Annotated in this window: 24 protein-coding genes; 13 read left to right on the top strand and 11 right to left on the bottom strand. The window is 63.5% G+C overall.

Annotated features, from left to right (window positions below; translation table 11 throughout):
• Positions 1 to 61 precede the first annotated feature (61 nt).
• From waaC to rfaD, 3 genes are read right to left on the bottom strand one after another with little or no spacing between them, the layout of a single operon-like run.
• Positions 62 to 1,036 (bottom strand): lipopolysaccharide heptosyltransferase I, encoded by a 975-nt coding sequence (gene waaC / locus AC1DYC_RS12635; protein WP_477406729.1) that lies wholly within the window; start codon positions 1,034 to 1,036, stop codon positions 62 to 64.
• Positions 1,033 to 2,040, bottom strand: a complete 1,008-nt coding sequence (gene waaF, locus AC1DYC_RS12630) for a lipopolysaccharide heptosyltransferase II (RefSeq protein WP_477406727.1) — start codon at positions 2,038 to 2,040, stop codon at positions 1,033 to 1,035. Before waaF ends, waaC begins: the two co-directional genes overlap by 4 nt.
• Positions 2,013 to 2,963 carry an ADP-glyceromanno-heptose 6-epimerase gene (gene rfaD, locus AC1DYC_RS12625; protein WP_477406725.1) on the bottom strand — a complete coding sequence of 317 codons (951 nt, stop codon included), beginning with the start codon at positions 2,961 to 2,963 and terminating at the stop codon, positions 2,013 to 2,015. The genes waaF and rfaD overlap by 28 nt, the downstream gene beginning before the upstream one ends.
• Positions 2,964 to 3,105: 142 nt before the next feature.
• Here rfaD and AC1DYC_RS12620 point away from each other — a divergent pair, with 142 nt between their 5' ends.
• The 4 genes from AC1DYC_RS12620 to AC1DYC_RS12605 all read left to right on the top strand — a co-directional run bounded on the left by AC1DYC_RS12620 (position 3,106) and on the right by AC1DYC_RS12605 (position 6,573).
• On the top strand, positions 3,106 to 3,738 hold the full coding sequence (locus tag AC1DYC_RS12620; protein WP_477406723.1) for a LysE family translocator: 633 nt from the start codon (positions 3,106 to 3,108) through the stop codon (positions 3,736 to 3,738).
• Positions 3,739 to 3,861: 123 nt separating this feature from the next.
• On the top strand, positions 3,862 to 5,355 hold the full coding sequence (gene rfaE1, locus AC1DYC_RS12615; RefSeq protein WP_477406721.1) for a D-glycero-beta-D-manno-heptose-7-phosphate kinase: 1,494 nt from the start codon (positions 3,862 to 3,864) through the stop codon (positions 5,353 to 5,355).
• A gap of 8 nt (positions 5,356 to 5,363) precedes the next feature.
• The gene (locus tag AC1DYC_RS12610; protein WP_477406719.1) at positions 5,364 to 5,936 is read left to right on the top strand and encodes a D-sedoheptulose-7-phosphate isomerase; all 573 of its coding nucleotides are present in this window, start codon (positions 5,364 to 5,366) and stop codon (positions 5,934 to 5,936) included.
• Positions 5,929 to 6,573 (top strand): D-glycero-alpha-D-manno-heptose-1,7-bisphosphate 7-phosphatase, encoded by a 645-nt coding sequence (locus AC1DYC_RS12605; protein WP_477406717.1) that lies wholly within the window; start codon positions 5,929 to 5,931, stop codon positions 6,571 to 6,573. Before AC1DYC_RS12610 ends, AC1DYC_RS12605 begins: the two co-directional genes overlap by 8 nt.
• A 68-nt stretch (positions 6,574 to 6,641) precedes the next feature.
• Here AC1DYC_RS12605 and AC1DYC_RS12600 read toward each other — a convergent pair whose 3' ends face one another.
• Positions 6,642 to 7,118: an Lrp/AsnC family transcriptional regulator gene (locus AC1DYC_RS12600; RefSeq protein ID WP_477406715.1), complete on the bottom strand. Its 477-nt coding sequence runs from the start codon at positions 7,116 to 7,118 to the stop codon at positions 6,642 to 6,644.
• Positions 7,119 to 7,374: 256 nt separating this feature from the next.
• Between AC1DYC_RS12600 and trxB the strand changes: the two genes are divergently transcribed.
• Together trxB and AC1DYC_RS12590 are read left to right on the top strand one after the other, a co-directional pair.
• A complete protein-coding gene (trxB, locus tag AC1DYC_RS12595; protein WP_477406713.1) occupies positions 7,375 to 8,349 on the top strand; it encodes a thioredoxin-disulfide reductase in 975 nt (324 codons plus the stop codon).
• A gap of 80 nt (positions 8,350 to 8,429) precedes the next feature.
• Complete coding sequence (locus tag AC1DYC_RS12590; protein ID WP_181058731.1) at positions 8,430 to 9,326, top strand: LysR family transcriptional regulator; 897 nt, start codon at positions 8,430 to 8,432, stop codon at positions 9,324 to 9,326.
• A gap of 152 nt (positions 9,327 to 9,478) precedes the next feature.
• Here the strand turns inward: AC1DYC_RS12590 and AC1DYC_RS12585 are convergent, their stop codons facing one another.
• The 3 genes from AC1DYC_RS12585 to AC1DYC_RS12575 form a co-directional block, all read right to left on the bottom strand.
• Positions 9,479 to 9,976 (bottom strand): methyltransferase family protein, encoded by a 498-nt coding sequence (locus tag AC1DYC_RS12585; RefSeq protein ID WP_477406711.1) that lies wholly within the window; start codon positions 9,974 to 9,976, stop codon positions 9,479 to 9,481.
• Positions 9,977 to 10,704: 728 nt separating this feature from the next.
• Complete coding sequence (locus tag AC1DYC_RS12580) at positions 10,705 to 12,756, bottom strand: elongation factor G (RefSeq protein ID WP_477406709.1); 2,052 nt, start codon at positions 12,754 to 12,756, stop codon at positions 10,705 to 10,707.
• 242 nt (positions 12,757 to 12,998) lie between these two features.
• Positions 12,999 to 13,856 carry an alpha/beta fold hydrolase gene (locus AC1DYC_RS12575; protein WP_477406707.1) on the bottom strand — a complete coding sequence of 286 codons (858 nt, stop codon included), beginning with the start codon at positions 13,854 to 13,856 and terminating at the stop codon, positions 12,999 to 13,001.
• Between the two features lie 144 nt (positions 13,857 to 14,000).
• On the opposite strand from AC1DYC_RS12575, the gene AC1DYC_RS12570 reads away from it, so the two are divergent.
• Both AC1DYC_RS12570 and AC1DYC_RS12565 read left to right on the top strand, forming a co-directional pair.
• Entirely contained in the window at positions 14,001 to 14,552 is a 552-nt protein-coding gene (locus tag AC1DYC_RS12570) for a methyltransferase family protein (protein WP_477406705.1), read from the top strand.
• A 36-nt stretch (positions 14,553 to 14,588) separates the two neighbouring features.
• Entirely contained in the window at positions 14,589 to 14,984 is a 396-nt protein-coding gene (locus AC1DYC_RS12565) for a (R)-mandelonitrile lyase (RefSeq protein WP_477310124.1), read from the top strand.
• A 103-nt stretch (positions 14,985 to 15,087) separates the two neighbouring features.
• On the opposite strand, the gene AC1DYC_RS12560 is transcribed toward AC1DYC_RS12565, so the two are convergent.
• The gene (locus AC1DYC_RS12560) at positions 15,088 to 16,290 is read right to left on the bottom strand and encodes a pyridoxal phosphate-dependent aminotransferase (RefSeq protein ID WP_477406703.1); all 1,203 of its coding nucleotides are present in this window, start codon (positions 16,288 to 16,290) and stop codon (positions 15,088 to 15,090) included.
• A 274-nt stretch (positions 16,291 to 16,564) separates the two neighbouring features.
• On the opposite strand from AC1DYC_RS12560, the gene AC1DYC_RS12555 reads away from it, so the two are divergent.
• Positions 16,565 to 17,458: an EAL domain-containing protein gene (locus AC1DYC_RS12555; protein WP_477406701.1), complete on the top strand. Its 894-nt coding sequence runs from the start codon at positions 16,565 to 16,567 to the stop codon at positions 17,456 to 17,458.
• A complete protein-coding gene (locus AC1DYC_RS12550; protein WP_477406699.1) occupies positions 17,455 to 18,315 on the top strand; it encodes an EAL domain-containing protein in 861 nt (286 codons plus the stop codon). The genes AC1DYC_RS12555 and AC1DYC_RS12550 overlap by 4 nt, the downstream gene beginning before the upstream one ends.
• Positions 18,316 to 18,620: 305 nt before the next feature.
• Here the strand turns inward: AC1DYC_RS12550 and AC1DYC_RS12545 are convergent, their stop codons facing one another.
• Positions 18,621 to 18,833 (bottom strand): cold-shock protein, encoded by a 213-nt coding sequence (locus AC1DYC_RS12545; protein ID WP_015316174.1) that lies wholly within the window; start codon positions 18,831 to 18,833, stop codon positions 18,621 to 18,623.
• Positions 18,834 to 19,131: 298 nt separating this feature from the next.
• On the opposite strand from AC1DYC_RS12545, the gene AC1DYC_RS12540 reads away from it, so the two are divergent.
• Complete coding sequence (locus AC1DYC_RS12540; RefSeq protein ID WP_477408273.1) at positions 19,132 to 19,458, top strand: hypothetical protein; 327 nt, start codon at positions 19,132 to 19,134, stop codon at positions 19,456 to 19,458.
• Positions 19,459 to 19,479: 21 nt separating this feature from the next.
• On the opposite strand, the gene AC1DYC_RS12535 is transcribed toward AC1DYC_RS12540, so the two are convergent.
• Positions 19,480 to 20,061: a methylated-DNA--[protein]-cysteine S-methyltransferase gene (locus AC1DYC_RS12535; protein WP_477406697.1), complete on the bottom strand. Its 582-nt coding sequence runs from the start codon at positions 20,059 to 20,061 to the stop codon at positions 19,480 to 19,482.
• 179 nt (positions 20,062 to 20,240) lie between these two features.
• On the opposite strand from AC1DYC_RS12535, the gene AC1DYC_RS12530 reads away from it, so the two are divergent.
• Positions 20,241 to 21,176 carry a transglycosylase SLT domain-containing protein gene (locus tag AC1DYC_RS12530; RefSeq protein ID WP_477406695.1) on the top strand — a complete coding sequence of 312 codons (936 nt, stop codon included), beginning with the start codon at positions 20,241 to 20,243 and terminating at the stop codon, positions 21,174 to 21,176.
• Positions 21,177 to 21,181: 5 nt separating this feature from the next.
• Positions 21,182 to 21,670 (top strand): GNAT family N-acetyltransferase, encoded by a 489-nt coding sequence (locus tag AC1DYC_RS12525; protein WP_477406693.1) that lies wholly within the window; start codon positions 21,182 to 21,184, stop codon positions 21,668 to 21,670.
• Between the two features lie 220 nt (positions 21,671 to 21,890).
• Here AC1DYC_RS12525 and AC1DYC_RS12520 read toward each other — a convergent pair whose 3' ends face one another.
• Positions 21,891 to 22,235 (bottom strand): hypothetical protein, encoded by a 345-nt coding sequence (locus AC1DYC_RS12520; RefSeq protein ID WP_477310109.1) that lies wholly within the window; start codon positions 22,233 to 22,235, stop codon positions 21,891 to 21,893.
• Between the last annotated feature and the right edge of the window lie 142 nt (positions 22,236 to 22,377).

The following is a 22,377-nucleotide window of genomic DNA, read 5'->3' as shown; positions in this document are numbered from 1 at the left end:
CTCCGCTCCGGTTCTCGAAAACCACGCTATTCGGCTCACCAGAGCGAATTCTGAAAAGGTCCTATGCTGGAGCTTGCAGCTTAAGGGCTGATAGCTTTTCAGCCTCCGCTACCGTCTGCGCAGGCGTCACACGCTCTCCATCTGAGGCCAGCAGCGTTGACGCATATTGCCCGCGCGGGCCGGTCAAACCCGGCTCCGTCGCCAGGAACACCGCGACCGTCGGCAGGCCGAAGGCGCTGGCGAGGTGGGTCAAGCCGGTGTCGGCGCCGATGACCAGCGTCGAGCGGCCGAGGATGGCGGCGATGTCCGCCAGCGGCGATTTCGGCACCACGATTGTTGACGGCACGTCTCTGGCGATCGCCTCGGCCACTGCCTTCTCGCGCTCGTTCGACCAGGTGGTGACCGGCGTCATCCCTCGTTCAGCCAGCAGGCGGGCGGTTCCGATCCAGTCTTGCGCCGGCCATTTCTTGTCCTCGCGGCTGGTGCCATGCAGCAGGAAGGCCGTTTTGCCGTCGATGCCGGCTAGGCCGCCCGGCGGCGGCACAATCCCCGATGCCAGCGCCGAAAGATCAGGCTCGTAGCCGAGCGCCAGCCCGAACAGCCGCCGCGTGCGTTCGATGGCGTGCAGAACACGCGGCACGGCGTATTTGCGCTTGTAAAACAGCGTTGCCGAGGGTTCTCGCGCGCTTGGGCGGTCGAAACCGGCAACCGGCGCGCCGGCCTGGATGGCGACAAAGGCCGATTTCAACAACCCTTGCGCATCGATGACGAGGTCGTAATGGCTTGCTCGCAAGGCGCGGCGCAAGCCTGACGCCTCGCGCCAGGTGCCGGCGTCAAACAAGTGCTTGCGCCAGCGCCGGATGGCGACCGTGTGAATCTTGCCGATCGCCGGATGCAGCGCCACGATGCCGGCAAAGGCCTCCTCGACGCACCAGTCGAAGGCAATATCGGGGCGGTTGCGGCGCGCATCCTCGAGCGCGGGGAAGGTGTGGATGACGTCGCCCATCGACGATGTCTTGACGATCAGCACCTTCATGCCGTGGCCGGGACTTCCAGCAATCGATCGGCCGCCGCCGCTACTTTGGCGACATCGAGCGTCTTCAGGCAGTTGAGATGGCCGAGCGGGCAGACCTTCTGATGGCAGGGCGAGCAGGAAAGATGCAGCCAGATCAGCTCGCGCTGTTCAGCGAGAGGCGGCGTGTTTTCCGGCGAGGTCGAGCCGTAGACGGCAACGACCGGCGTGCCGACGGCAGCCGCAACATGCATCAGGCCGCTGTCATTGGACACAGCCAGCCTGGCCGCGGCGATCAGGTCGATGGCGTCTTCCAGCCGCGTTTTGCCGGCGAGATCGACGACACCGGGCGCCAGCGCCGCGATCTCGGCGGTGACGTCGCGATCGTTCTTAGAGCCGAACAGCGCGACCTTGAAACTCTTGGCCATCATCTCGCGGGCGAGGCCGGCATAGCTTTCGCTCGGCCAGCGCTTGGCCGGACCGTATTCGGCGCCGGGCATCATGGCGACGAATTCTCCAGCCTTCAGCTCGAAGCGGGCCAGAAGCTCTTTCTGGTTGCCGGCATCGACGGTGAGGTGTGGCGGCCGGAAATGACCGCCCTGGGCTAGGCCGAAATAGGCCTGCGCGGTGCGCCGCTTGACGGCATCCGGCAGCGGCACGATGTCGGTCAGCAGGCCATAGCGCATTTCGCGCAAATTGCCGAAGCGGCGCGGAATACGGGCAAAGAACGGGATCAGCGCCGATTTCCAGCTCCCCGGCAGGACGTACGCCATGTCGTAGCGGCCGCGCAACAGGCGGCCGAAGCGGCGGCGAATGGTGAATTCGAGCGCGCCGGGTTTCAGCGGGAAATCGATCTGCTGGCGCAGTTCAGGCATGCGCTTGACCAAAGGTGCAGCCCAGGCCGGGGCCAGCACGTCGATGGCGGCGTTGGGATGAAGTTCCTTCAGCGCCGAGAACAGGCACTGCGCCATGACCATGTCGCCCACCCAGCGTGGGCCGATCACGAGGATCGTTGGGCTTTCAGCCATTCGACATAGTCTCTGACGCCGGTTTCCACGCTGCGGAATTGCCCATTATAGCCGGCTGCGCGCAAGCGAGACATATCAGCCTGGGTAAAACTCTGGTAGCTGCCCTTGAGGTGATCGGGGAATTCGATGAACTCGATCTCGCCCTTGCCAAGCGTGTCGATGACGGTTTCGGCGATCGCACGGAACGGCTGGGCGCGGCCGGTGCCGCAATTGAAGATGCCGCTCGAGCCCCGCTTCCACAGCCACAGATTGACGTCGGCGACATCGCCGACATGGATGAAGTCGCGGCTCTGCTCGCCCGGCCCGAAACCGTCATAGGCGCCGAACAATTTTGGGTTCTCGCCGCGTTCGACCTGGTTGAACAAATGGAAGGCGACCGAGGCCATGGCGCCCTTGTGCGCCTCGCGCGGACCATAGACGTTGAAATAGCGCAGGCCCGCTACCGGCGAATGGTCGGTATCGAAGACGGTGCGCCGGACATAATCGTCGAACAGTTTCTTCGAATAGGCATAGACGTTGAGCGGCCGCTCCAGCGCCGGATCCTCGCGAAACTCCGAACCGCCGCCATAGACGGAGGCTGATGAGGCGTAGAGGAAGGGCACGCGCAGTGACAGGCACGCATGCAGCAGCCGCTTCGAATAGGCGTAGTTCACGTCCATCATGTACTTGCCGTTCCACTCGGTGGTGGTCGAGCAGGCGCCCTGGTGGAACACGGCCTCGATGCGGCCGAGCCCGCCGGCTTCAATGCGCGGCAGGAATTCGTCCTTGTCGAGATAGTCGGCTATCTGCAAATCGGCCAGATTGGCGATCTTGTGGCCATCGGTGAGGTCGTCGACGACGATTATGTCGTCATGACCCTCGGCATTGAGTGCGGCGACGATGTTGGAGCCGATCATGCCGGCGCCGCCCGTGACGATGATCATGAAGGCCTCTGGTTGCTTGCGATTCCGGTCCTTATAAGGGACGCCAGCCGGGCTGTCGATGAAGCAGGCGCATGTGCCACAGTGAGGCCGCAAAGCTTCCGTTTCAGTCGATCTGTGCCGCCCCGGCACGTTGAGGGACAAAATGCCGTCGACCGAACTGCTCATTGCGTTTTTCGCCACCACGGCGATCTTTGCGTACATCCCAGGCCCGGCCATGCTCTACGCTGCCGCGCAGACCATGGCGCGCGGGCGCTGGTCGGGGCTGACCGCGGCGCTTGGCATCCATCTTGGCGGTTATGTGCATGTCTTTGCGGCTGCGGCCGGGCTGTCGGTGTTGTTCCACGCCGTGCCGCCGCTCTATGTGGCGGTCAAGCTCATCGGCGCGCTCTATCTGATCTGGCTGGGCGTTTCCCTGTTCCGCAAGCGCGGGGAGGGGGATCCGGCATTGCCCATCATCGAGCGCAAATCTGCACGCCGCGCCTTTTTCGAGAGCATCACGGTCGAAGTGCTCAATCCGAAGACGGCGATCTTCTTCATGGCGTTCCTGCCGCAGTTCATCGATGCCTCGGCGGCGTTGCCGGTCTGGCTGCAATTCGTGGTGCTGGGCACCATCGTCAATCTGATGTTTTCCTCGGCCGACATTGTCTGTGTCTTCCTGGCTGGCATGGTGATCGGCCGGCTCAAGCGCTCCAGCCGGGCGCAGCGGATGATGCAGCGGGCGGGCGGGGCGGTGCTGGTTGGACTGGGCGTCCACGTTGCGCTGCAGAAGAGCTGACGGCTGCCTGACGTTGCGCTGCGTGGATTTGCGGTATATCGGCTTCGCCATGAACGATCCGGCCCGTAAATTGACAATTTTCAGGGTGATTGAGATCGGCCTTTCCCTCGCATTGCCAGTGACATGATCAAGCACAATCCGCCTTCGCCCGAACCTTTGCACCGCGCCATTGCCCGCTTTGGCGACGTCGCCGTGCTGGTGGTCGGTGACTTCATCCTCGACCGTTTCGTCAATGGCGTCATCGAGCGGATATCGCCGGAAGCGCCGATTCCGGTGCTGCACGGGCGCGGCGAGACATCGACGATGGGCGGCGCCGGCAATGTCGTCGCCAACATCGTCTCGCTGGGCGCCAGTGCTATTCCCGTGTCGGTGATCGGCACCGATGTGGCCGGCGACAATGTGGTGCGCATGCTTGGCGAGCTTGGCGCCGACACGTCTGGCCTGGCGCAGGCGCGCGGTCGCATGACCTCGTCGAAGAGCCGCTTCAGCGCGCTCAATCAGCAGGTGCTGCGCTTCGACGAGGAAGAGATCAAGCCACTCGACGACAAGGAGCGGGCAGGCTTGATCCGGCATTTCCGCGCAGCTTTGGCGCACGCGGACATCGTCATCCTGTCCGATTACGGCAAGGGCATATTGCTCGACGGTGTGGCGGCCGAACTGATCGCCATCTGCCGCGAGGCGGGAAAACCGGTGCTGATCGACCCCAAGGGCCGCGACTATGCCCGCTATGCCGGCGCGACTGCCATCACGCCCAACCGCAAGGAACTCGGCGAAGCGGTCGGTCATCCGGTTTTCGCCGATGAGGAGATCGTCACAGCCGCACGGCAGCTGATTTCAGCGCATGGTTTCGACTTTGTCGTTGCCACCCGCAGCGAAAAGGGCATGAGCGTCGTCGGGCCTGATGAGGCGCGCCACATCGCCACCCAGGCGCGCGAAGTGTTCGACGTGTCGGGCGCCGGCGACACGGTGATCGCGAGCTTCGCGCTGGCTCTGGCCGCGGGCGCCGATCGCGTCATGGCCGCGTCCATCGCCAATGCTGCCGGTGGCGTGGTGGTCGGCAAGCGCGGCACGGCGCGGCTCACCGTCGAGGAACTCGCCGGCGCGCTGTTCCGCTCGCACGGCCCGACCGCCCACAAGGACGCCATTCTCGATGCGGCATCGGCGGCGCGCATGGTGGCGACGTGGAAGGATGAGGGTTTGACCGTCGGCTTCACCAATGGCTGTTTCGACATATTGCATGCCGGCCATGTCAGCTTGCTGCACGCTGCGCGCAGCCAGTGCGACCGGCTGGTGCTCGGGCTCAACAGCGACGCCTCGGTGCGCCGGCTGAAAGGGCCGGGGCGCCCGGTCAACGACCAGCATGACCGCGCCTGTGTGCTCGCGGCGCTTGCTTCCGTCGATGCCGTCGTCGTCTTCGAAGAGGATACGCCGCTGGCGCTGATCGAGGCGCTGCTGCCCGACATTCTGGTCAAGGGTGCCGACTACACCGTCGAAACCGTGGTCGGTGCCGATGTGGTGCAAAAGGCCGGCGGTCGCGTCGTGCTGGTCGACCTCGTCGCGGGCAAGAGCACCACCGGCACCATCGGCAAATTGCGCGCCGGCGGCGCCACCAACTGAGGGATTTCATGTCCGGACTGAACGATTACCTGGTCCGCTCGGCGGCCGCGATATCAGCCACGGCCGAGCGCGACCTGACCGATAAGATGGAACGCGCCGTGAGCGCTGTGGTGTCGGCGCTCTCGTCGGGCAAGGCTCTGCTGGTCTGCGGCAATGGCGGTTCGGCCAGCGACGCCATCCACATCGCCACCGAACTGGTCGGCCGCTTCCTCAAAGAGCGCAAGGCATACAATGTCATTGCGCTGCCGGCCAATGCCGGGATGCTGACCGCCTGGGGCAACGACTACGGTTTCGACACCGTGTTTTCGCGCCAGGTCGAGGCGCATGGCGCGGCCGGCGGCGTGCTGCTCGCCATTTCGACCAGCGGCAATTCGCCGAGCATCCTTGCCGCCGCCGAGCAGGCGCGGATGATGGACATGACGGTGGTCAGCCTGACCGGCGACACCGGCGGCAAGCTTGCGCCGCTTACAGACATCCTGCTCAACGTGCCCTCGACCTCGACGCCGATCATCCAGCAGGGGCATCTGTGCCTCTATCATTATCTGTGCGAAGTGGTCGAAGCGCGTCTCAGCGATGGCTGACACCGGCGCCACCGGCTCGTATCCGCTGGCCGAGCCCGGCCTCTGGGTCGAGCGGGTCGGTTCGCGAGTGTTTCCAACCAACATACCGGCACTGTTCCTCGACCGCGACGGCACCATCAATGTCGATACCGGCTATCCCGACGATCCCGCCAAAATGGCGCTGCGCGACGGCGTCGTGCCGGTCATCGCCGCAGCCAACCGGGGCAAGATCCCGGTGGTGATCGTCACCAACCAGTCCGGCATCGCACGCGGCTATTTCGGCTGGAAGGAATTTGCCGCCGTCAACGGCCGGGTCCTTGAACTGCTCAGTGAGCGCAATGCCTTCGTCGACATGGTCGTGGCCTGCGCCTATCACGAGGCGGGCAGCGGGCCACTGGCGGTCGCCGACCACCCGATGCGCAAGCCCAACCCCGGCATGCTGATCGAGGCGCAGAAGCGTCTCCACCTCGATCTTAGTCGCTCGCTGATCGTCGGCGACAAGCCGGCGGACATGCAAGCCGGGCGACGCGCCGGCCTGCCGCGCGGCTGGCTGGTGGATGGCGAGGGAAGCGAAGAGCCGGGATTTGAGGTTTTGCCGCTGCGGGATAGTAGCGACCTGAGTGCACTGCTGACGGCGATCAACGACCTGCAGGCTTGATCGCCAATCGATTCAAGTATCGGAGCTATCCTGCTGTTCTTATAGCGATTTTAAGTGGATACATTTGGTCAAGCGCTGAACGCTACCAGCCCTTCGTCCTTGACGCGGCGGATGGTCAGCGCGGTGCGCACCGTGTCGACATTGGGCGCCGAGGCCAACTGCTCGATGACGAAGGTCTGGAACGTGCCGAGGTCGCTTGCCACGCAATGCAGCAGAAAGTCGGATTCGCCCGATACCATCCAGGCATCGCGCACGATCGGCCAGCCGCGTGTGCGCTCGGCGAAGGTCTTGAGCTCGGCATCGGCCTGGTGGTGCAGGCCGATCAGGCAAAAGGCGACGACGTCCATGCCGAGCGCCGGGGCGTTGAGCAGAGCGCGGTAGCCACGGATGATGCCGGTTTCCTCCAGCCGCCGGACACGGCGCAGGCAGGGAGGGGCGGAAATGCCGACACGGCTCGACAGTTCGACATTGGTCATTCGTCCATCGCCCTGAAGCTCGCGCAGAATCTTCCAGTCGATGGCGTCGAGGTCGGCTTTCAGGGGCATGGCTGTCTCGGCTTAAACGCAAGAATCTTTCGCGATCTCGTCATTAAACGACTTTTGTGGCGATGCCAGCCCTTGGTCAGGTGATTTTAGGGCGGTAACGAAAGCGGCGATTGTGCGAATAAGCCTGTGGGCCGAAGCTTTCCGGGGACGACGGCCCGTTCGTCTTGCTGGCGTGGTTGGCAACCCTTACATTACCGGCGACATTTCACGTCTTTTTCCACGGCACACTCGATTGTCTGCCCCGTAGAGGCTTTAGATGACCACCAAGCACGCGCCAGTCCTCATCATCGGTTCCGGTCCAGCCGGTTATACCGCCGCGGTCTATGCCGCGCGCGCCATGCTGAAGCCGATGCTCGTCGCCGGCCTGCAGCAGGGCGGCCAGTTGATGATCACCACCGATGTCGAAAACTATCCGGGCTTCGCCGATCCGATCCAGGGTCCCTGGCTGATGGAACAGATGCTGAAGCAGGCCGAGCATGTCGGCACCGACATCATCAACGACATCATCACCGAGGTCGATCTCAACGTGCGGCCGTTCCGAGCCAAGGGCGATTCCGGCACCACCTACACGGCCGACGCGCTGATCATCGCCACCGGCGCGCAGGCGAAGTGGCTGGGCATCCCGACCGAGCAGACCTTCATGGGCTTCGGCGTGTCGGCCTGCGCCACCTGCGATGGCTTCTTCTACCGCGGCAAGGATGTAGCGGTGATCGGCGGCGGCAATTCGGCGGTGGAGGAGGCGCTTTACCTCTCCAATCTGGCGAAGAGCGTGACCGTCATTCATCGCCGCAACGACTTCCGCGCCGAGCGCATCCTGCGTGAGCGGCTGCTGAAGAAGGATAATGTCCGCGTCATCTGGGACACGATCGTCGACGAGATCACCGGCCGGCCTGGCAAGACGCCGCTGCCGCCTTCGGTCGAAGGGCTGAAGCTTAAAAATGCGGTGACCGGCGAGATCAGCCATCTCAAGGTCGACGGCGTGTTCGTGGCGATCGGCCATGCGCCGGCGGTGGAGCTGTTTGTCGGCAAGCTGAAGCAGAAGCCGAACGGCTATCTGTGGACGGCGCCTAATTCGACCCGCACCGACGTGCCCGGCGTGTTCGCCGCCGGTGACGTGACCGACGACATCTACCGTCAGGCGGTGACCGCCGCCGGGCTCGGCTGCATGGCTGCGCTTGAGGCGGAAAAGTACCTGGCCGGCATTGAGGTGCACCGCGAAGCGGCGGAATAAAATCTATCAAGACGGCAGAGCAAGCCGTTCAAAAGCCTGATTTTTCATTCAGACGCCAAAAACAGAACGAGGGGAACTCAATGGCGTTGGACTGGGACAAGCTTCGCGTGTTTCACGCTGCGGCGGAGGCTGGGTCGTTCACCCATGCCGCCGAGACATTGCATCTGTCGCAATCGGCGATTTCACGCCAGGTCAGCGCGCTTGAACATGATGTCGGCGTGCCGCTGTTCAACCGCCATGCTCGCGGCCTGGTGCTGACCGAACAGGGCGAGATGCTGTTTCGCACGGCGCATGACGTGCTGATGAAGCTGGAGACCATCAAGTCGCGGCTGACCGAGGCCAAGGACCGGCCGTCCGGCGTGCTCCGGGTGACGACCACGGTGGGCTTGGGCGCCGGCTGGCTGACCGAGCGGGTGCAGGAGTTCATCGAACTCTATCCGGAAATCAGCCTGCAGCTGATCCTGGCCAATGAGGAACTCGACCTCACCATGCGCCAGGCGGATTGCGCGATCCGGCTGCGCCAGCCGCAGCAGCCCGACCTGATCCAGCGCCGCCTGTTCACCGTGCATTTCCACCTCTACGCCTCGCCGGCCTATGTCGGCAAACACGGCAAGCCGACCTCGGTCGCCGATCTGAAGAACCATCGCATCGTCACCTTCGGCGTGCCGGTGCCGTCGCATCTGTCGGAGCTGAACTGGCTGGAGACGATCGGCGATTTCGAAGGCGGGCAAAGGGTGCCGACGCTGCAGATCAACGATATCTTGTCGATCAAGCGCGCCGTTCAGGGCGGCGCCGGCATCGCCATGCTGCCCGACTATGTGATCTCCAAGGAGTCGGATCTGGTGCAGTTGCTGCCGGAGACCGAGGTGCCGTCCTTCGACACCTATTTCGCCTATCCCGACGCGATGAAGAACCAAGCCAAGCTGCACGTGTTCCGCGATTTCATCATCGCGAAGGCCAGAAGCTGGTCGTTCTAGGGATACGCCGATATTCAGGTGAGGCCGGCCTGCGACCGGCTGATACCTGCGCTTCCGGTGCTCACGTACTTTAAGTACGCTCCGCTCCGGTTCTCGGCCTCAGCCATTCTCGGCTCGGCCTGACCTGAATCTCAGCATATCCTTAGGGCTGACTATCCCTGCCACGGCGTCAGCCGTGGCAGCCACCCGGGGACGTTGCGGCGGTAGGTCTCGTACTCGGCGCCGTAGCGGCTGGCCAGCGTCGGCTCTTCGTAGAACCTGACGAAGGAGCCCATGACGACCCCGCCGATGACGGCATATGCGACGACGGTCCAGCTCGAAAACAGCAGCGCCTGGCCGAGGATGATCGACAGCACGGCGACATACATCGGGTTGCGGACATGGCGGTAGACGCCGCCGATCACCAATCTCTCGGTGGGCGCGACAGGCGCCGGCGTGCCGAGGCCTTCGAGCGCAAAGCGGGCGAAGGAGTGAACGAGCAGGGCGATGGCCGCGACGATCAGAAGCCAGCCGAGCGGAACGAAACCGGGCACAGTCGACAGCGGCGCGCGGTAATGGTCCGTCAGCAGCCAGGGTACCACACCGGCGACGACGCAAGGCGCTGCAATGAAGAAGACCGCGCTGCCGGCGATCGCCTGCGGTGTTCGCATTTCAGGTCTCCCTTGCCAGCGGCCAGCGTTCCGATTCTGGCCGGTGCCGCAAAAATAAACGCGCTCTGCCTGATTCCGTGTCATTTGGCGTTTTCGCGCTTCGGCGCAAAATCGGGTCGTGTTACGGTTCTGTGACAGCAATGGGCTGGCCGCACAGGCCGTTTGAAGGTTCTTTCTGGTCCTATCGGGCTCTAAAATGGGTTAGACCACAGCCTATGCCTTTTTGCATGCGTGTGTTGCAAAATAGATGCTTGTTTCTTAGGCATGATGAGCACATATATAGATCATCTCCTGGGCGCGTTCTCCTCCCATTAGCGCCCTCGAGTGTTCCCCTCTGGAGGTTAGCCCTAACAGGCACTTCCAATCAAACTCAGCCGGATCTTCGTTGATCCGGCTTTTTTGTTTTCAGGCCTGCCGCAGCCGGCGAAAAAACTGATCAGAATTGCCGCGTAACAGTGACATGTAACCTCAGGTAACATGTCGCAAGCGCGATTCATCGTTTAAGCAGACCATAGGACGCGGTGTGGTTCGTCCGGGAGATGGGGGCATCACTCGGAAGATCCGGGCTCAGGCGGCTACCGCGTCCGAACCTATTCGTCTGCCAGTGCCGCCAGGCGCGGCGGATACATGCGGCGGACCTGCCGTTTTCCTCCCAAGAAGACGGTCCGCAATAGGAGCGGCGTCCGGATCATCCGGGCGCCGTTTTTTGTGCGGATCAACTGCTCCTGTCAGGCAGCCTTGCCGTTGGAGTTCATCGCCTCGTCGGCCAACCGTCCGGTAAGCTCGGCCATATGATCGAAGGCGCAGCGGTAGCTGGCGACGCCGGCGGTCGCCGAGCGCAGTTCGATGATCAGATCGCCGATCTCGGCCTGCGGCATGGTCGCCTCGACGACATCCCATCCCGGCCAGTCTGGCCGCGCGTCGTAGCCGAGGATCTGGCCGCGCCTTTGCGGGATCAGCGCGATGATCTTCGAGGTGGCTTCGGATGGCGTGACGATCTCGACCTTCATCACCGGTTCGAGCAGCACCGGCGAGCACGCCGCCATGCCTTCCTTCATCGCCAGCTTGGCCGCCATCTGGAAGGCCATGTCGGAGGAATCGACGGCATGGTAGGAGCCGTCGGAGAGGTTGACGGCGACATCGACCACAGGGAACCCGAGCGGGCCGGATTTCAGATAGTCGCGAACGCCGGTCTCGACCGACTGGATGTAAGTCTTGGGCACGACGCCGCCGGTGATGGTGTCCGAGAACTGGAAGCCGGAGCCACGCGGCAGCGGCTTGATCTCGATCACCACATCGCCGAACTGGCCATGGCCGCCCGACTGCTTCTTGTGGCGGCCGCGCTGCTGCACCGTCTTGCGGATGGTCTCGCGATAAGGAACCGCAGGGGCATGGCCTTCGACCGGGATCTGGTTCTTGCCTTCCAGCCGCTCGCGCACGACCCGCAGATGCATCTCGCCATGGCCAGACAGAACGGTCTCTGCCGAGTCCTGGTTGTGGCGCAGGCTGAGCGAGGGATCTTCCTCGGCCAGGCGCTGGATGGCGGCCGACATCTTGACCTCGTCCTTGCGCTCCTTTGGCCGCAAGGCAAAGGCAAAGACCGGCTGCGGCGGCGTGAGCGTCAGCAGCGGCTTGATGCCGCCCTTGGTGGAGCTCAACGTCTCACCGGTCTTGACCTCGTCCAGCTTGCCCAGCGCCACCGTGTCGCCGGCCTTGGCGGCAGTGAGCTTGGACTGGTCCTTGCCGAGCATCTTGTAGATGCCCGAGACCTTCGCTGTCTCGCCGTTCGACAAATAAAGCTCGGCGGCATCGGCGACCTGGCCGGAGAGCACGCGCGACACCGACAGTTTGCCGCCATGCGCGGTGTGGATGGTCTTCATCACTTGGACCACGGTCTGGTTGCCGTCCGGGACGCCGAGCCGCTTGCGCGTCGCCTCCACATCCGGCGCGTCATGGCGGATCGCCTTCAGCAGGCGCAGCACGCCATTGCCCTTTTCGGCGGTGCCGATCAGCACCGGGGTTATCGCGCCGGCCCGCAGGTCGGCGGACAGATCGTCGAACACCGCGTCCTTCGGCGGCTCGATCTCCTCCAGCAACTGTTCCATCAACTGGTCGTCATGATCGGCGAGCGTCTCCAGCATCGAGAAGCGGGCCTCCAGCTCGCGCGCCTTTTCGTCGCCCGGAATCTCGGCGACCTGGCTTTCGGCATATTCGCGGTAGATGTAGGCGCGCTCCAGCGCCAGGTCGATCGAACCGATCACCACATTGTCCTTGCGCAGCGGAATCTGGCGCAGCAGCAGCGGCGCCGCGCTCGTCGGCTGCAGCATCTTCAGCGTATCGCGCACGCCGGCGATTGCCTTGTCGACCTTGTTGAGGAACAGGATGCGCGGCACGCCGAGATCGTCGAGCTTGCGCATAATGAGCTGCAAGGCGGGGATCTTCTTCTCGTCGGCCTCGGCGACGACCACGGCGAGGTCGCAAGCGGCCAGCACCGGCTCGGCCTCGAAGGAGAATTCGATCGAGCCGGGACAGTCGACGAAGGTGATCTGCTCGCCCATGAATTCGGTGGTGGCAAAGGTCGCCTCGACGCTCATGGCGTGCGCCCGCGCCTCGGGCGAGTGATCCGAAACTGTGCTTCCCGATGAAACGGGATTTTGGCGGGGGATGGCGCCCGTACGGGCGAGGATGGCTTCGAGAAGTGTCGTCTTACCGCTTGCAAAGGGACCGACTATGGCAATGCATTTCGGTCCCGTGCGTCGTCCTCCGGCGCGAGTACCCATGGCTGACCTCCACTCAGGCGTTGGCCTTGGAGTACGATCAGCAAAAGTGGAAACGGTTTTGCGCCGATCGCACCCTGTCGTGAGCGGCGGCCGGCCTGTTCGACCGTCGCGGGGGCGGGGTTGTTTTCATTTAGCCACCTGCCCAAACCCATCGTCCCACGGGTTAGGCGGCAGGGCAAGGAAAATAGAAACGCGCCGCCCTCAGGCGGACAGGGCCAGAGCCAGAAACCGTCGGGAGATTTTCAGCGAGCCTGGGTGCGGCGCGCCGGCGTGGCCACAGTCTGCCTCACCACCGCCTCGGCGTAGCGCGACAATAACGGGTTGAACAGGTCCGGGCGTTCCCAGAACGGCGCATGGCCGGCGCCTGGTATTATATGGCACTGCTCCCATAGCGAGGCGTAGGCCACCGTCTCGAAGTAGCTCAGCCGCACCAGCGGGTCATGCTCTCCGTTGATCACCGCAACCGGGAACGGGGCGTGTTCCACCACCTGTTTCTGGTCGGCGCCCTTGCCGGCAAACATGCTGCGCGCCACGCCCGCACGCAGCCTGCCGTCGGTGCGCCTTATGGCTTCGCGGAAAGACGGACTTGCGGTGTCGCCGAAGCAAAGCGCCTCAAAGCGCTCGACGTCGCGTTCGGAGTAAACCTTCTTGGAGGCGAGCAGCATGTCCCAGTTGGCGTGAAAGCCGCGCAGCATTCCGAGCGGTCCTCGCGACACCGGCGGCGCCCCGGTCAGCACCAGACCGTTCACCGCATGGTGGAAGCTGGCAAGTTCGATCGCCACATGGCCGCCGAGCGACCAGCCGAAGATGATGGCGCGGTCGATGCCCAGCGCGTCGAGAAGGCGGGCCGTCGTCTGCGCGAGACCGGTAATCGTATAGGCGGCTGCCGGGTCGCGGGCATCGGAGGAATCGCCATGGCCTGGAAGGTCGAAGGCGATCAGCCGATGGGCATCGGCGAGCGGACTGTCGAACTGGCGGGCAAACACGGCGCGCGAGGCGCCCGAGCCATGGATCATGACGATGGGCATGCCGGAACCGGACGACTGGCTGAGGCGCAAATCGGCCTGCGGCGTGCGGATGGTGCGATCAGTGACGCTCATGCTGGATTAGACCTTCAGATTTGCCTGAAGGCCAACATCGCATCGGGGGCTCTATATGTTCTTTAAACATGTGGTTAAGAAAGGGTTTCTGGAAATCGACCGCCGGCGCGACAACCGGCTGCATGACACTGCGGAATCCCGACAATGGAACCAGTCCTCGATCTTCTTGTCTCGATCTGCAGCATCGCGACGCTTGGCCAGTATGTCTGGTCGATGCGGGCGCATTTCCAACCGCAGGCCATGTCTCCGGGTGCCATGGCGATATCGGCGGCGGTCGTCGCCACGGCGCTGTTCTTTCTCGCCATACTGTGGATCCAGTCGCAGCCGGTTTCGGCAAAACTCACCGGACTTGTCATCGAACTGGCGAGTTCTGCCCTGTTCTGGTGGGCGATTGCCACGTCGCGCAAGGCGCGGCTGCGCTTCGCCTTCGCACCCGACGATCCACACAGCCTTCTGACCGACGGCCCCTACGGCTATGTCCGCCACCCCTTCTACACCTCCTACATCGTCTTCTGGATCGGATGGGGGATCGCGACCTGGTCGATCTGGGCGGTGGTGCCGGTCGCCGGGATCGCCATCCTCTATGTGTTTGCCGCGCTCGACGAAGAGAAAAAGTTTTCGCGCACGCCGCTGGCCGGCGACTATCAGGCCTATCGCGGCCGAGCCGGCCTGTTCTGGCCGCGGCTGGGGTGGTAGGCAGGGGTAAGGTTTTGCCGGATTGAGGATCGCCAGATGAAGATCATTGCCTGCGGCAGCGTGCCGACCATCATCGCGCCGGACAAGTATTTCACCGGCCGAGTGCTGCAGACGCCGATCATCGAGAAGGAAGCGCCGGCGCGGCTGCGGGCCACGCTGGTCAGCTTCGAGCCCGGCGCACGCACCCACTGGCACACGCATCCGCTGGGACAGACGCTCTATGTCACCGCGGGCGCCGGCCTTGCGCAGACATGGGGCGGGCCGATCCAGGAGATCAGGGCCGGTGACGTCATCTCGTTCGAACCCGGCGAAAAGCACTGGCACGGCGCGGGTCCGAAGACGACGATGACCCATGTCGCCATGCAGGAAGCGCTGGACGGCGTCCATGCCGATTGGATGGAAGCGGTTACGCCTGAACAGTATGGCGGCTGAGCGCATCGCGGGCGAAAGCGGGATGCACCGCCTATACCGGAGCATGAGGCGCCAACAAAAAACCCGGCGATGACGCCGGGTTTTCTGTTTCAGGCCGGCCTGATCAGGTCAGCGACGCGGTAAAGCGCTGGATGCGCGTGCAGGCTTCCTCCAGCAGCGTCTCCGACGTGGCGTAGGAGATGCGGAAGTTGGGACCGAGGCCGAAGGCCGAGCCGAACACCACCGCGACGCCCTCGGCCTCGAGCAGTTCCGAGCAGAAGGCTTCGTCGGTGTCGATGACCTTGCCGGCCTTGGTCTTCTTGCCGATCAGCTGCGCGCAGGACGGATAGACATAGAAGGCGCCTTCCGGCGACGGGCATGTAATGCCGCGCGCCTGGTTGAGCATCGACACGACGAGATCGCGCCGCCCTTGAAAGATCGCCTTGTTCCTGGCGACGAAATCCTGCGGACCGTTGAGTGCCTCGACCGAGGCCCACTGCGCGATGGTGCAGGCGCCGGAGGTCTGCTGGCCCTGGATCATGTCCATGGCCTTGATCAGCTGCACCGGACCCGCGGCATAGCCGATGCGCCAGCCGGTCATGGCATAGGCTTTCGACACGCCGTTCATCGTCAGTGTGCGCTCATAAAGTTTCGGCTCGACCTCGGCGATGGTCCTGAAGACGAAGTCGCCATAGGTCAGGTGCTCGTACATGTCGTCGGTCAGCGTCCAGACGTGCGGATGCTTCAAAAGCACATCGGCCAGAGCGCGCAACTCGGCCTCCGTATAGGCGGCGCCCGACGGGTTGGACGGCGAGTTCATCAGCAGCCATTTGGTCTTCGGCGTGATCGCCTTTTCCAGCACTGAGGGAGTCAATTTGAAACCATTCTCGATCGAGGTGTCGGCAAACACCGAGGTGCCGCCGCAGATCGCCACCATTTCGGGGTAGCTGACCCAGTAGGGGCGGGGGATGATGACCTCGTCGCCCGGGTTCAGCGTCGCCATGAAAGCATTGAACAGGATCTGCTTGCCGCCAGTGCCGACGATGGTCTGCTCGGGCTTGTAGTCGAGATTGTTCTCGCGCTTGAACTTTTTGGCGATCGCCTCGCGCAGCGGCACGATGCCCGAAACCGGCGGGTATTTGGTCTCGCCGCGGCGGATCGCCTCGATCGCCGCATTCTTGATGTTGTCTGGCGTATCGAAATCCGGTTCGCCGGCGCCGAGGCCGATAATGTCACGGCCGGCATTTTTCAGCTCGCGGGCTTTCTGCGTCACCGCGATGGTGGCGGAAGGCTTCACGCGGGAAAGGGCGTCGGCAAGAAAGGCCATGACCAGATATCTCCAGAGGGTCGACGCAGCGGGAACAGCTGCGGCGCTTCTCATGTCGCATCAACCCGCCAAGTGCAAGCATTGTCGGATGAGCCAGGGATCAAGGGCCTGTGAAGATCGGCTTTGGGGCACCGCCTGCGTCGGGTTTACACCCAGTTCGTGTGAAGCAATCCATAGAGCGCTTCCGCGGCAAGAATAAATTCATCAACGGCCGTTAAAACCTTTGACGGCAGGATCGCCAGCCATTTCGCCTGTCTCGCGGAGCGAGGGACCCTTGTCGCGCAGCATCGGGCTTGCCCACATTATCCGCAACGATGACGGCACCTCTTCAGGTGTCTGGGGCATCTATACGCTGCAGAGCGCCTTCCAGCCGATCTTCGCCTTCAAGGAGGGCAAATTGTCGGTGGTGGCGTTCGAAGGGTTGATCCGGCCGTTTCGTGACGGCGAGCCGCAATCGCCGATGAATTTCTTCTCGACCTGTCCAGCCGGCGACCGTCTGCATATCGAGGCGCTGACGCGCACGCTGCATTTGCTCAACGCCGGCGCCTGCCTGCCGCAAGAGGCCGCGATCTTCATCAATTTCGACCCGTCGGTGTTCACCGAGCGCTCCATCGCCGACAACGCGCTGCGCGACATGCGCCTGGTGCTGCACGAGGCCGGGATCGATCCGCGCCGCATCGTGTGCGAGGTGACCGAGCAGAAGTCGGCGTCGCAGGAAACGCTCTACAGCTTCGTCGAGGCGCTGCGGGCCAATGGCTTCCGCATCGCTGTCGACGATTACGGCGCCGATGAATCCGACATCAACCGCATCAAGGAACTCAAGCCGGACATCGTCAAATTCGATGCCTACTGGATCACGCAGCTGATGGAGTCCGGCGCCGGCTTTGCCCTGTTGACCACCATGGTGACGAACTTCGAGAAGCAAGGCATCCGCACCGTGTTCGAAGGCATCGAGGAGGGCTGGCAGCTTGAGCTGGCGGAGAAATCGGGCGCCTCGATGGTACAGGGTTTCGTGCTGGCGAAGCCGGAACTGGCGCCGACCAGCTTTCGCGTTTTCGGCAAGGATGCACAGGCACCTGGCGCGGCGGCCGAGCCAGTCAAGGCGCCTGTCGGGCGGACCGCTGCAGCGCGGCCGGGCAGGGTGTTCGGGCGCAGGATCGGGCCATGACCGGGCACCGCGAGCGGCGGCGTGACGTCGCAGAAGCGATCTTTGCCGACGAGGTGGGCATCGAATATGGCGTCCATGGCGCGTTTCGGCTGAAGAGCGCCTACCAGCCGATCTTTGCGCCACGCGGTGGAGCGCTGGCCGCGGTCGCCGTCGAGGCTCTGATCGAACCGCACCGCGCGGCCATGCCGGTTGCGCCGGCCGTGTTCTTCGACAGCGTCGCGGCGGGCGACCGGCTGTTTGTCGAAACGATGTGCCGGATGCTGCATCTGAGAAATTTCCGCAACATCGGCATCGATGGGCTCGACCTGTTCTTCAACTACAACCCGATGATCAACGATCATCTCGGGCGTGCGCTGGCCGAGATCCGGCTGATGACCCGGCATCTCGGCGATCTCGACCTGCACACCGGCATGCTTGTCTGCGAAATCACCGAGCAGGCCGCCGACGATCATGTGCTCGCCTCGCTGGTGCGCGAGATGCGGCGCCACGGCGTTCGCATCGCCATCGACGATTTCGGCACCGGCCATTCGACCGCGGAGCGGATGAACCTGCTTCAACCGGATATCGTCAAGATCGACGGCGGCTGGTTCGCCGAATTCTGCCGCCACACTGCCGCCGAGCGCTTCTTCCGGCCGCTTGTCTCGTCGCTGCACGATCGCGGCGCCAAGGTGCTGGTCGAAGGCATCGAGCAATCCGTGCATCTGCGCGTCGCGCTGGATGGTGGTGTCGACCTGCTGCAGGGGTATCACCTCGGGCGCCCGGCGCTCGCAGGTACGCTCTTCAACCGGCAGCCGCTGTCGATCGAGGCGCTGCTGGGCGCTGACAACAAGGTGGTGCCGCTGCATCTGCGGCGTTAATTTTGTCCTCACGCTTGCCGCCGCTTCGCGGCTCGCTCCGGACGGGGCGCGCCAACGGGCGCGACGCCCGGTCGCGCTTGCGGCCTTCGGCCGCTAGCTGAACCCCAGACAAACAAAAAGGCGGGATAAATCCCGCCTTCCCATTTTCGGTAGCCTGATCGGGAGCTTTAAGTCCGGGCTGGCAGCTATCTGCTGATCCAGCTGGTCGGGTCTCTCCACTCCAGCGCGCTTCTCGCGCGACTGTCAGTACATCCGTGACTTGCCGCGCGCCCCGAACTCTCGTCCGGCGCGCGCTGTTTGCTAAATCAGGCTGCCTTGCTCAGAGAACCAGCGGACGACTTGCCAGTGCGGCGGTCCTGCTCGATCTCGAAGTTGATTTTCTGGCCTTCGACCAGGGTCGACAGCCCAGCGCGCTCGACAGCGGAGATGTGGACGAAAACGTCCGCGCCGCCCGAATCAGGCTGAATGAAGCCGAAGCCCTTGGTGGCATTGAACCACTTGACCGTACCAGTTGCCATATGAATAGTCCTCGCATTTGCTTTGGTTTGACCGAACCGAGGTTCAGCCGGTGTGTATCGAGATTTTGGAGATAGACGTCAGCAAACGCGAAGATCGCGAGGCCCGGATCGATCGGCCGAAATATCAATGGACCTGATATAGGCGGGTTTTGCACCAAAAACAAGATGGCTCGAAAAAAGGCGCCGCCGTGGCGCCGCCCAAAGGCCGCCCCAATCGCATGAAAGCGTTGAGCAATCGGGAAGATCGGCACGCTCCGCGGCGTTAGTCCGGTTTTGGGAGACGACCATGAAAGCGATAGTGAAAACCATTCTGCTTGCCGCCTGCCTGACGCTGGCGGCCGCCGAAGCGCATGCGATTTCGCGCTACGACCCCACCCATATGAGCTGCGACAGGGTGCAAGGCACAATCGCCCGCCAGGGTGCGGTGATTCTGCGCTACCAGTCGACGCGGGTGCCGGGCCTGCCGCTCTTCGACCGCTATGTGCAGAGCCAGGCGTTCTGCAATTTCGGCGAGGTCAGGAAGCGCGCCTATGTGCCGAGCGCCGATACGAGATCCTGCCCGGTCTATCTCTGCAAGCGGATCGAGAACGACCATTTTCATCGGCGCTTCCTGCGCCGTCATTAGACCGCTTCGGGTTCTGATTTTTCAGAACCCGAACGAGACCTGCGCCGGGGGTGGCGGGCCGACGCGCACGCCTTCCATGGCCAGCATCTTTTCCTTGGTGGCCGAGCCGCCGGGCGCGGAGAAGCCGCCGATCTTGCCGCCCGCGGCCAGGATGCGATGGCACGGGATGACCAGCGGCACCGGGTTGGCGCCAAGCGCTGCCCCGGTTTCGCGCGGCAGGCCTGGTTGGCCGGCGCGCTTGGCCAGTTCGCCATAAGTGGTTGTTTCGCCATAGCCGAGTTTTCGCGCCGCGTCGTAGATGGCGAGGCGGAAGTCGTCGACGCCATCCAGATCGACCGGCACGTCGGAGAAATCGACGTCTTCACCTGCGGCATAAGCCTTGATCGAGGCGATCAGTTCGACGACCCATTGCGGCTGCCCAATGTTGGCGGTCGTATTGGCTGCGACGCCGGCGTGACGCATCAGCCGACGCTCCACCACTTCGCGGCTCTTTTCGGGCAGGCAGAGCCGGATCAGGCCCTTTTCGCTCCAGGCGATGCCCATGAAGCCGATCACTGTTTCTAACACTGCGTGGCCGGCTGTGATCGAAGATGTCGTTTCCATGATGCGCTCCTTTCCGCAAAGTGGCGAAAACCGGCATACCGACCGGTACATATGCAGAACAATATGGCATCTGGGCCCAGCTCTCGCCACCCGAAAACCACCTGACGGCCGCGATTGCTCACCAGGAATCGCTGGTGTAAGGAAATTCTTAACACCCCGACAAACCGGACCCGCGCGGCTTGCCAGCAAAATTCAACCTTATTGCGATCTGCGTGATCGTCGGTGCCGCCGCACTCAGCGGCTGCCAATCGACTTCGCAGATGAAGGCTACGCCTGCGCTGACCGAAACCGCGACTGCCGCCGGCAGCGATGCCGGCTTCACGGTGCCGCTGCCCGACACGGTTTCGGTGCTGCCGGAATCCTCAGGGGTTACACCCGTCCAGGCAGCCGAAGCGACACCCGCCACGCCGGCACTCGATGCCGCCGCGCAACCGGCTGCCGCGACCGCCGCCTTTGCCGGCGCGACGCCGGCGGTGGCAGCCATGCCCGCCGCAATGACCGCCAATGCCTGGCAGGCGCCGGCACCTGCCAAAGCCGGGCAGCCAGTCACTGCTGAGACATACACGACCGCCGGGCTTGTCATGCCGGCGACTGCCGCAGGCGGCCAGAAAACCTTGCCCGGCGTGCAGCAGGTGGCCTATGTCGGGCCGCAGAACCCGGCTGCCCTGGTGCAGTTCCCCACCGCGCCGCTCAACCCGGCGCCGGCAGAACAGCATGCCACCGGTGCTCGCGGCGACATCGACCAGCTGATCCAGAAATATGCCGCACTCTACGAGGTGCCGGTGGATCTGGTGCGCCATGTCGTCAACCGCGAAAGCACCTACAATCCCAAGGCCTACAATAACGGCCATTGGGGCCTGATGCAGATCAAGCACGCGACGGCGCGCGGCATGGGCTATGTCGGGCCGGCCAAGGGCCTGTTCGATGCCGAGACCAATCTGAAATACGCGGTCAAATATCTGCGCGGCGCCTGGCTGTGTGCCGACGGCAACGCCAGGAAGGCCGACTGGCTCTACCAGACCGGTTATTATTTCGACGCCAAGCGCAAGGGCCTGCTCGAGGCCACCGGCCTCGGCGTCGACCGCAAGCGCCGCCGGCTGCAGCCCGACGCCTGAGTGTCATGCCTGAACCGCGCCCGCCGGCTCCAAACGACATCCGGCTGCGCAAGATCCTCGACGAGACACTCGTTGCACCGCACTGGCCGGACGGCTTTGCCATGCGCCGCTTCGAACATGGTGACGCGCAACCCTTGTATGCGCTGCTGACCGAGGTGTTCGACGACGGCACCGATGGCCCGTTCGACGAATGGTGGCCGCGTATATCCAGTGATGCCGAATTCGACCCGGCGCTGTGTTTCCTGGTCATCGACGCCAAGGGAAGGCTGGCGGCGGCGGCACTGTGCTGGACAAGGGCCTTCGTGAAGGACCTCGCCGTTCACCCCGAGGCGCGCGGCAAAGGCATTGGCGAAGCGCTGATGTGGCAGGCCTTCAACGCCTTTCGCGATCGAGGCGCTGCCCATGTCGACCTGAAGACCAACACGGTCGAGAACGCCGCCGCGCTCAGGCTCTACGAGCGGCTGGGAATGATTCAAGTCCCTTGGGAAGGCTAAAAGCGGCTGTTGAAATCCTTCGGTTTGTGAACTGCTTCACATAGGCCGCTGCAACCGGATGCTACTTCACCATCCATGCCTTTCGACCGATGGCGGATCGACGACTGGCTGATGTGGAGGGGCTGCACCGGCATGTGTTCAGCCACTCCTTGGCGGGTCCCAGGCGGGGGTTTGGGGCCCGCCAGTCGTTTACAGCCAGCCTTCAAATATCAGGCGCCCCTTAGATATCAGGCGCATTGCCGATCTTCTTTTTGAGATCGAGCGCCCAGGCGCGGCCCTCGTCGCCGCCCCACAACAGCCAGGCGATATGGCCGGCCGACGGATTGTCTTCATTGCCATAGTTCTTGCCGCGCTTGTCGACCTCGTGGCGGGCGAAATAGCTGACCATGCGGCGGATGGTGGAGGGCGCCAGTTTTTCGCGGTTCTTCAATTCGGTGGCACGGGCCACGCCGATCTCGGTGCCGCCGCGGCCGAACTGCTTGCGCAGCCTGAGACCCCTGGCTGCGTTGTCGGCGACGATCTGCGGGCAACGCAGGTCGATCTCTTCGGCGTTCTGCTCGTGCATGTGTGCTCCCCTGATCCCCAGAGATCTAGCTGACCGAAAGAATACGGCAAGGCGGGCTCGTTTCCCGGATCAAAAATGTCGGAGCCGATCGCAGTGAAACGTCCTTGGGCCGTAGAGCAATCCGCGCCGGGACGCCGCGCGA

The sequence above is a fragment of the Mesorhizobium sp. P2_E7 genome, assembly GCF_056403855.1.
This window is presented reverse-complemented; position numbering and strand designations above follow the sequence as displayed.